Below are 3,612 nucleotides of genomic sequence, written 5' to 3'. Positions count from 1 at the left end.
CCGGACAGACAGCAAACCCAAGAACGAGACGCCCGAAGCCCTGGCTATGGCTCAGAAAGCCAGGCTCAAGGCCGACAAGGTGGCGGGCAGCATGACGCTCGATGGCCTGACCACGCTACACGGTGTACCGGAGGCGGCCTGGCAGTACCGCCTGGGGAACCGTAGTGCCCTGGAGTGGGTACTGGAACGCCACAAGGAAACCACGCCCAAAGACGCGACCATCCGCGAACACTTCAACACCTACCGCTTTGCCGATCACAAAGAGCGCGTAATAGAGCTGCTGGCCCGCGTGACGACGGTAAGCGTAGAAACCATGCGGATTCTGGGCGAAATGCCTGCCGAGACGCTGTAAACGCTTTTGATGATGCGCTTTATTCCCTGAGCGACGACGATCAGTGCTGGCCAGACGACGGGCAAGGTGTGCGCACTGAGAACGCACTCCTCACGGTCTTGGAAACATCAGCCACGCCCAGCCTCTCACGCCGACTTGAGTTTCCGGCTTTCCCAGTCGGCGTGTCCACTCAGGTAGCGCAGCCAGGCGCGGGCGCTGATAGGCCCGATCATGTTGTGGAGCACTTGCTCCCTCACCGGCGGGGTCACCTCGAAACTGCGGGCCAGTTCACTGGTCTGGGCACGGGTCAGCGAAAACAGGTCGCGCAATTCGCTCAGGCCCAGCTCGTCTGCCGGGCGGTAGGGCCGGTACGTATCGTCCACGAACTCGCGCTCGCCGCTCAGCACCCGCAGGCGCGAATGCCCCCAGCGCTCGATGCCGATGATGTGGCGGGCCAGCTCCCGGTTGGCCTCACTGTCGGCGGCGCGGGCCAGGCGTTCACTCAGGCGCGTCCCGGCCCGGTCCAGATCACGGCGCAGCTCGGCGTAACTGCGCCGGGGGGTCTCCAGCACGCCGCCCACCACCAGGGCTTTCAGTTCATTCTGGCGGGCACGAACGAGCCAGACCGCGCCGCCCAGCACGCCCAGCGCCAGCAGCGGTTTCCAGAGGCGGGCGGACGACAACGGCGCGGGAGACGGTGAAGGAGTCATGGCTCAGTGTACAGGCGCGGTATCGGCAGCCGATCAGGGCAGCGGAATTATGGCGATAGAATTATGGCAGTGGAATTATGGCAGCGGATAGGGCAACGTGCCCTCGTAGATGGCCCGGCCCACGATGGCGCCCTCGATGCGCAGCTCGCTCAGCAGCGCCACGTCGGCCAGGTCGCGCACGCCGCCGCCGACGATCAGACTTCTGGTCCAGAGCCCGCGCACCTGGGCCATCAGCTCGGCGTCGAGGCCGCGCAGGGTGCCGTCGCGGCTGACATCGGTGAAGATCAGGGTTTCCAGGCCGAGGTCGGTGAACCGGGCGGTGAGCTGGGCCACCGCTACGCCGCTGCCCTGCGCCCAGCCGTGGGTGACGACTTCCAGACCGCGTGCGTCCAGGCTGACCACCACCCGATCACTGCCGTGGGCGGCGAGCAGTGCGCTGACCAGCTCAGGGTTCTGAACAGCCGCCGTGCCCAGCACCACCCGGCTGACCCCCAGCTCCAGCAGCGCCTCGGCCCGCGCCCGGTCACGAATACCGCCGCCGACTTCCACGGGTATATCCAGATGCGCGGCGATCTCGGCGATGATGGCCGCGTTCTCACCGCGCCCGGTGGCGGCGTCGAGGTCGACCAGGTGCAGCAGCCTGGCGCCCAGATCAGCCCAGTGCCGGGCGGCGGCTTTCGGCGACTCGAAGTAGACCGTCTCGCGCTCAGGGTCGCCCTCGTAGAGCCGCACGGCGCGGCCCCGCTGAATGTCCACGCAGGGAAGAATGAGAGGTGGGGCAGTGGTCTGGGCGGTAAGCTGGGCGGTGGGCTGGGCGGCGGTCATGAGCTGGAGTGTAGAGCACCCGGCGGCGGGGTGGGAGGGCGGCGGCTCCGGAACCCACTTCCGGCCTGGCCCTCACTTCAGCGGGCCTGTGCGCCGAACGGATCACGCTACACTCAACAGCGACGTGCGTATCGGCTTTGTCACCACCACTTATCTGCCCTCGCGCAACGGCGTGGCGACCAGCACCGCGCTGTTTGCCCAGGGCCTGCGCGAGCTGGGCCACGAGGTCGACATCTACGCGCCCAATCATCCGGCCCGCCCACCCGCCGAGGAGGGCGTTCACCGCCTGCCCAGCACCATGATGGGCGCCCCCGCCGATTACCCGGTGCTGCTATGGCCTAACCCCCCGGTGGTGGCGGCTTTGCCCCTGCGCGGCACCGACGTGTTTCACACCATGCACCCCTTTCTGGCAGGTGCCCTGGCGCGGCTGTGGGGGCGCCGCTTTCAGGCCCCGGTGGTGTTCACGGCGCACACCCAGTACGAGCAGTACCTGCACTACGCCCGCGTGATGCCGCGCCGCATGAGCCGGAGTCTGACCCGCTCACATGTGGCCACCTTTGCCCGCAGCGTCGATCAGGTGCTGGTACCGGGCCGGGCCATGGAAGAGACGCTGCGCGGCTACGGCTACGGCGGGCCGCTCAGCCGGATGCCCAACCCGGTCAACCTGGCGGCCTTTCAGGCGGCGGACACCCCACAGGTCCGCTCAGCCGTCCGTGAGCGCTACCAGATTGCCCAGGGCGCCCCGCTGGTGATCTCGCTGGGTCGCCTGGCCGCCGAGAAGAACCTGGGGACGTTGCTGCGCTCCTTTGATCTGGCGCGCCGTTCCCGGCCCGAACTGCGGCTGCTGATGGTCGGCGACGGCCCGGTTCGCCTGGCGCTCGAAGCCCACGCGCCGGGCGGCGTGGTGTTTACCGGCGCCCTGCCCTACGCCGAGGTGCCGCAGCTCCTGGCCGCCGCCGACGTGTTCATGACCGCCAGCACCTCCGAAGTGCTGCCGATGTCGATGATCGAGGCGCTGGCGTCGGGCACGCCGTTAGTCGCCGCCCGCAGCCCCGCCGCCCAGGACCTGATCGTGGGCGACAACGGCATTATCTGCGCGGCCAGCGAAGCCGAGCTGGCCGCCGGGCTGCTGCGTGCCCTGGACAGCGGCCAGTTGCCGCGCCGCGCCCAGGCCGCCCGCGACAGCGCCCAGCAGTACGACCTGCGGGTGCGGGCCAGGGCGATGGCCCGGATGTACGAGGAGTTGCTGGAGTGGCGAGGGGAACAAAAAAGCGGCCCCACCCGATCCGGATAAGGCCGCCGCGTTGCAAAATCCCAGGGGCTCAGGGCTCAGAGCACAGGGGCTCAGGGCACCTTGGTCTGGAAGCAGACCGTGCCTTTGCCGCCCGCGCTCAACCCCGCCGCGCCGAGGTCGAAGGTCATGACACCCTTGGCGTTGGTGCCTAATGTGGTGCTCAGGGTGCCCTGGTCGGCATCGGCAGCGCTGGTCAGGTTCACACCTGCCGGTGTGGCGGTAGCGCCCACCGCAACCGTCACGCCGTCAGCCCAGCGAATACCGTTGCCCGCCGCGTAAGCCCCGACCTGCGCGTCCACACCCGCCGGAACGTTGTCGGTGATCTTGAAATTGGGCGCCGCGCCGCCGGTGTTGCTGTAGACCAGGCAGTACTCCACCACGTCCTTGGGCAGCACACCCACGCTGCCGGTTCCGGCGATGAAGGCGGTGTTCTTGGTGACGTTGCGCCCCAG

5 protein-coding genes are annotated in these 3,612 nt (G+C 68.3%); 2 read left to right on the top strand and 3 right to left on the bottom strand.

Annotated elements, in window-relative coordinates:
- The coding region (locus tag Q0R23_RS14680) for a type ISP restriction/modification enzyme (RefSeq protein WP_293914144.1) at positions 1–352 on the top strand (352 nt) is incomplete at its 5' end.
- 125 nt (positions 353–477) lie between these two features.
- On the opposite strand, the gene Q0R23_RS14675 is transcribed toward Q0R23_RS14680, so the two are convergent.
- Together Q0R23_RS14675 and hisA are read right to left on the bottom strand one after the other, a co-directional pair.
- Entirely contained in the window at positions 478–1,041 is a 564-nt protein-coding gene (locus Q0R23_RS14675; RefSeq protein WP_293914143.1) for a DinB family protein, read from the bottom strand.
- A gap of 75 nt (positions 1,042–1,116) precedes the next feature.
- A complete protein-coding gene (gene hisA, locus Q0R23_RS14670; RefSeq protein WP_293914142.1) occupies positions 1,117–1,866 on the bottom strand; it encodes a 1-(5-phosphoribosyl)-5-[(5-phosphoribosylamino)methylideneamino]imidazole-4-carboxamide isomerase in 750 nt (249 codons plus the stop codon).
- 124 nt (positions 1,867–1,990) lie between these two features.
- On the opposite strand from hisA, the gene Q0R23_RS14665 reads away from it, so the two are divergent.
- The gene (locus Q0R23_RS14665; protein WP_293914140.1) at positions 1,991–3,160 is read left to right on the top strand and encodes a glycosyltransferase; all 1,170 of its coding nucleotides are present in this window, start codon (positions 1,991–1,993) and stop codon (positions 3,158–3,160) included.
- A gap of 50 nt (positions 3,161–3,210) precedes the next feature.
- Here Q0R23_RS14665 and Q0R23_RS14660 read toward each other — a convergent pair.
- Positions 3,211–3,612 (bottom strand): hypothetical protein (locus tag Q0R23_RS14660; RefSeq protein ID WP_293914138.1); only part of this gene is annotated, 402 nt, incomplete at its 5' end.

This window comes from Deinococcus sp. (genome assembly GCF_025362455.1).
Taxonomy (GTDB): domain Bacteria; phylum Deinococcota; class Deinococci; order Deinococcales; family Deinococcaceae; genus Deinococcus.
The sequence above is the reverse complement of the archived record's forward strand: the minus strand, read 5'-3'. Positions and strand labels throughout refer to the sequence as shown.